The 4,121-nt window shown below is 68.3% G+C and carries 4 protein-coding genes and 1 pseudogene; 3 read left to right on the top strand and 2 right to left on the bottom strand.

What is annotated here, in order from left to right:
• Positions 1 to 220: 220 nt before the first annotated feature.
• Complete coding sequence (locus AB0L95_RS41860) at positions 221 to 580, bottom strand: nuclear transport factor 2 family protein (protein WP_365171879.1); 360 nt, start codon at positions 578 to 580, stop codon at positions 221 to 223.
• A gap of 25 nt (positions 581 to 605) precedes the next feature.
• Entirely contained in the window at positions 606 to 1,391 is a 786-nt protein-coding gene (locus AB0L95_RS41855) for an SDR family oxidoreductase (protein ID WP_365171877.1), read from the bottom strand.
• Between the two features lie 99 nt (positions 1,392 to 1,490).
• Here AB0L95_RS41855 and AB0L95_RS41850 point away from each other — a divergent pair, with 99 nt between their 5' ends.
• The 3 genes and pseudogenes from AB0L95_RS41850 to AB0L95_RS41840 all read left to right on the top strand — a co-directional run.
• Complete coding sequence (locus AB0L95_RS41850; protein WP_365171875.1) at positions 1,491 to 2,009, top strand: helix-turn-helix domain-containing protein; 519 nt, start codon at positions 1,491 to 1,493, stop codon at positions 2,007 to 2,009.
• A gap of 304 nt (positions 2,010 to 2,313) precedes the next feature.
• The gene (locus tag AB0L95_RS41845; protein ID WP_365171873.1) at positions 2,314 to 3,288 is read left to right on the top strand and encodes a helix-turn-helix domain-containing protein; all 975 of its coding nucleotides are present in this window, start codon (positions 2,314 to 2,316) and stop codon (positions 3,286 to 3,288) included.
• A gap of 330 nt (positions 3,289 to 3,618) precedes the next feature.
• A pseudogene (locus tag AB0L95_RS41840) lies at positions 3,619 to 4,121 on the top strand (hypothetical protein); the annotation flags it as partial.

The following is a 4,121-nucleotide window of genomic DNA, read 5'->3' as shown; positions in this document are numbered from 1 at the left end:
GCAGCCCTCGCCTACCTGACAGCCGTCCGTGGCGAAGAAGCCGCAAAAGGGGCAGTGCAGACGACGAACAAGAGCTGATACCCCTGAGCGTCCCGCCTTGATTCCTCGGCGTGCACGTGCTGATCCGCGGGTGGCTGGCTGGGCACGAGGGCTGAGACGGCGCGGTCCGGGGTGGGTGGAGCTTCCCTCGTAGGCGGCAACAGTTGGTGCGGGAGCGGACTCACGGTTCGATGGCGAGGTGTTCGATGAGGTCGTCGCGGAGAGTGAACTGATAGCGCAGATCGATGGTGCCGCCGGGGAAGTTGCCTTCGAGGTGGTGTGTGGCGATGTACTGGGCCGTGTCGGTCTGCTGAGTGCCGGTGAGGTGGATGGTGTAGGTGAATTCGGTGGCGGATCGGTCCAGCCACCGCTCGATCGCGGCGGTGCCCTGGTAGCTGTTGCCGTCGTCGATGACTGTGGCGTCGTTGGTGAACGTCGTGACGGCGGTGGCGGTGTCGTGGGCGCGGTGCGCTGTGAGGTAGCGGGTGATCACCTCGGGGAGGTCGTCCGGGGTGATGATGCGGGGCTGGTTGTCGGGCATGACGCTCCTGATGGTGGTGGCGGGTTCAGACGGTGGGGGTGGTGCCGCCGTCGATGACGTGTTCGGCGCCGACGATGGCCGAGGCGCGGTCGGAGACGAGGAAGGCGACCAGTTCGGCGACCTCCTCGGGCCGGTTGGGGCGGCCGAGCGGGATGCCTCCCAGGGAGTCCATGAGCTGGCCCAGCGCTGCTTCCTGGCCGATGCCGGCGTCGTGGGCGATCCGGGCGACGAGGTTGTCGGCGGCCGAGGTCTGGACGAAGCCGGGCGAGACGGTGTTGACGCGGACGCCGTGCGGGGCGACCTGGTTGGCCAGGCCCTTGCTGTAGGTGGTCAGGGCGGCCTTGGCGGCGGCGTAGGCCAGGGTGCCGTTCCACAGCGGCATGCGGCGCTGGATCGAGGTGACGTGCACGACCGCGCCCTTGCCCTTGGCGATCATGTGCGGGAGGAGTGCGCGGTCCAGGCGGACGGCTGCCAGCAGGTTCGTGTTCAGCTCCCTTGCCCAGTCGTCGTCGCCGAGCGCGGCGAATCCTCCTGCCGGTGCCTCGGAGCCGCCGAGGGTATTGACCAGGATGTCGACACCTCCCACGCGGGTGTCCACCTCGGAGGCGACGTGGGCGGCGCCCTGGGCGGTGGACAGGTCGGCGGTGATGAACGTCTCCTCCTCGACGTCGTCGGGGCGGCTGCGGGCGGTGACCAGGGCGGTCGCGCCGGCCTCGGTGAGCCGTCGGGCGATCGCGGCTCCGGTGCCCTTGGCGCCGCCGGTGACCAGGGCACGTCGGCCTTCGAGGGATTCGCTGATGGATGTGGGCACGTTGTGCTCCGTTCCCGGGCGCGGGTATACGAGGCGCCGCTCCCGTCTAGACTGCTAAAATAGAAGTAACTAACTTCGACTTTAGCAGTAACTGAAGGGATGATCGCCGTGGCAAGCCGGATCAGGCTGGAGGACCGGGAGTGCCCGCTGTCCACGACGGTGGAGCACGTCGGCGAGTGGTGGACGCTGCTGATCCTCCACGACGCCTTCGACGGCTACACCCGCTTCGACCAGTTCCAGGAGAGCCTGGGCATCTCCTCCAGCATGCTCACCACCCGGCTGAAGACCCTGGTCGCGGACGGCCTGCTGGAGCGCCGGCCCTACCGGACCGGCCCCGTCCGGCACGAGTACGTACTCACCGAACTCGGGCGCTCCCTGCGTCCGGTGATCGTCGCCCTGGCCGCATGGGGCAACTCCCGCCTCACACCGGCGGAGCGCAGCATGATCCTCGTCGACGCGCACAGCGGCGAGGAGGTCGAGCCCGTCGTCGTCGACGCCAGAACCGGCCGCCGGCTCGACGACAGCACCGCCTACGTCTTCACCGCGGGCCCCGCAGCCAGCGACACGATGCGCAGCCGTTACGCGACGCGGCCGGCCATTCCCGGGGAAGAGGCGTAAGGCTGCCCGGAAGAGCCTCGTATGGCCTTGAGCAGGGCTGGAAGCGCGGGTCGTACCTGATCGGCCTGACGACGCCGGCTTGTCGCCGGCGTCACACCCACCACTCCTCCCCAGTCGTTGAGGACGGGATCAAGTGAGGGGCATCTCAGTCCGGCCCCCGGCCCCCTGATCTAGCGGATTCACGCGATGTGCCGGCCCAGGATGGCTGGCACGGTGTTCTGGAAGGCACACCGGGTCTTCGGTGATCGGGCTGTCCGGTGACCGGATCCGAACTGCCTGTCGAACACAATGTTAAGGGGGCCAGATGTCCGTCGTCCTTTCCACCGCGGCGCTGTCCGCAGCCGACCGGATAGAGCGCTGGCATGAAGCGGTGTCCCGGACGTTCGTACCGCTCGATGTCAATATCCTGGAGGAAGATCCGCCATCGGGAAGAATCGTCACCCACCAATGGGGTGCCACACAGGTGTCGGACGTCCAGGCCGGGCCGCAAGAGGTGACGCGCAGCAAGCGCCTGATAGCCCGGGACGGGAAGGAATTCCTCATCCTCACGCTTCAACGCAGAGGCGGTGCTGTCAAGGAGCAGGACGGGAGGGAGTGCCTGATAGAGCCGGGAGATTTCTCCATTTCTGATTCGTCTCGCGTGTTCAGAAAGAAAATGCAGGGCGAATTCTGTTTCACCTCCTTTCATTTCCCTCGGAAGGAGCTTCGCGTGCGGGACGAAGACCTGCAGGCGTTGACTGCGAGAGCGTTCTCGGGTCGCGGCGGAAGTTCTGCACTGGTGGCGACCTATTTCGCGCGCATGGCGCGCGAAGCAGCGGGCTTCGACGACTTCGTCGGCCGTCAAGTCGCCGCCACGGGGCTCGACCTGCTGGCACTGTTCATCAACGAGCGGAGCGGCCGCTTCAGGCCCCATGCTCCCGAAACTGCCGCGGCCATGATGGTGCGAGTGAAAGACCACATCCTGCGAAACCTCTCCGACCCGGACCTGTCACCCACCGCGATCGCCGCCGCCCACTTCATTTCGGTGCGCTACCTGCACAAGTTGTTTCAGCTGGAGGGAACCACCGTCGGGGAATGGATCCGGATGCAGCGCCTGGAGCGGTGCCGTCGGGATCTCCTGCGCTCCCCGGCCCAGGGGCTCGGGGTGGCGACCGTCGCCCGTCGCTGGGGTTTCGTGAGCCCCAGCCACTTCAGCCGTGTTTTCCGTGCCGCTTACGGCATAGCGCCTCGCGAGTGGCAGTTGCACAGCCTGTCCGGCGAACGGCGCCCGGCTGAGTGATGGTTCCAGAGACGTCATCCGCCGGATCCGGGACACCGGGCTGACTCGGCACCGGCCCGGCCTTTGCCCAGTCCACGCCGACTGCGCGACGGCATGGTCGTCGGTGTCGGTTTCGGTTTCCGCGGGCGGAAGGGTGTGGGCTGGGGGAGCCGGGCGTGTGGGGTGAGGTCTCGGCGGGGTTGAGGGTGTCCAGGCCGGTGCTGGTGGCGCGGCTGATGGAGCTCGATGCTGCCGGGGCGTTGACGACGGCGCATGTGCGTGCGGGTGCCCAGGTCGGTGGGGTGAGTGTGCGGAGGGTGTGGCGCTGGAGCGGCGCGGTCAGAGGGCCGTGTGGAGCGCAGGCCGCGGGCCCGGCTGGAGTTGTCCGGCCGGACGTGGGAGGTGCTGGCGCAGGCCGGACAGCTCGCCGACCTCGGCTTCACGGACGCGGCGGAACAGACGCTGCTGCGCGCCTTTTACACCTATGCCCTGCCGGAGGGCGGCGCGTACGACCTGATTGCCGAACTCCACACGGGTCGCGGCGCGGACGCCGACGCGCGCAGGAGCATCGACGAGCTCGCCGAGTGGGGCCAGCGTGCTTCGAACGCACTCCTGACAGCGATCGGGATCCGCCGCCACCTGCCCAGATGGCGGCGCACTCCGTCGCCGGCCACGATCGGCCGTGTACTGGAGGCCGTTGACGGTGATGCCCTGGACCGGGCGGTGGGCGCCTACCTGGCCGACCGGCACCACGCCGCCACCGAGCCCGCCCAGGTGCCTCCGCCCTCCACGTCCGGGCGGCCGCGCGTGATCGCCGTCGACGGCAAAGCACTCAAGGGATCAGCCCGTCTGGC

It is taken from the genome of Streptomyces sp. NPDC052036, assembly GCF_040680495.1.
GTDB lineage: Bacteria > Actinomycetota > Actinomycetes > Streptomycetales > Streptomycetaceae > Streptomyces.
The sequence above is the reverse complement of the archived record's forward strand: the minus strand, read 5'-3'. Positions and strand labels throughout refer to the sequence as shown.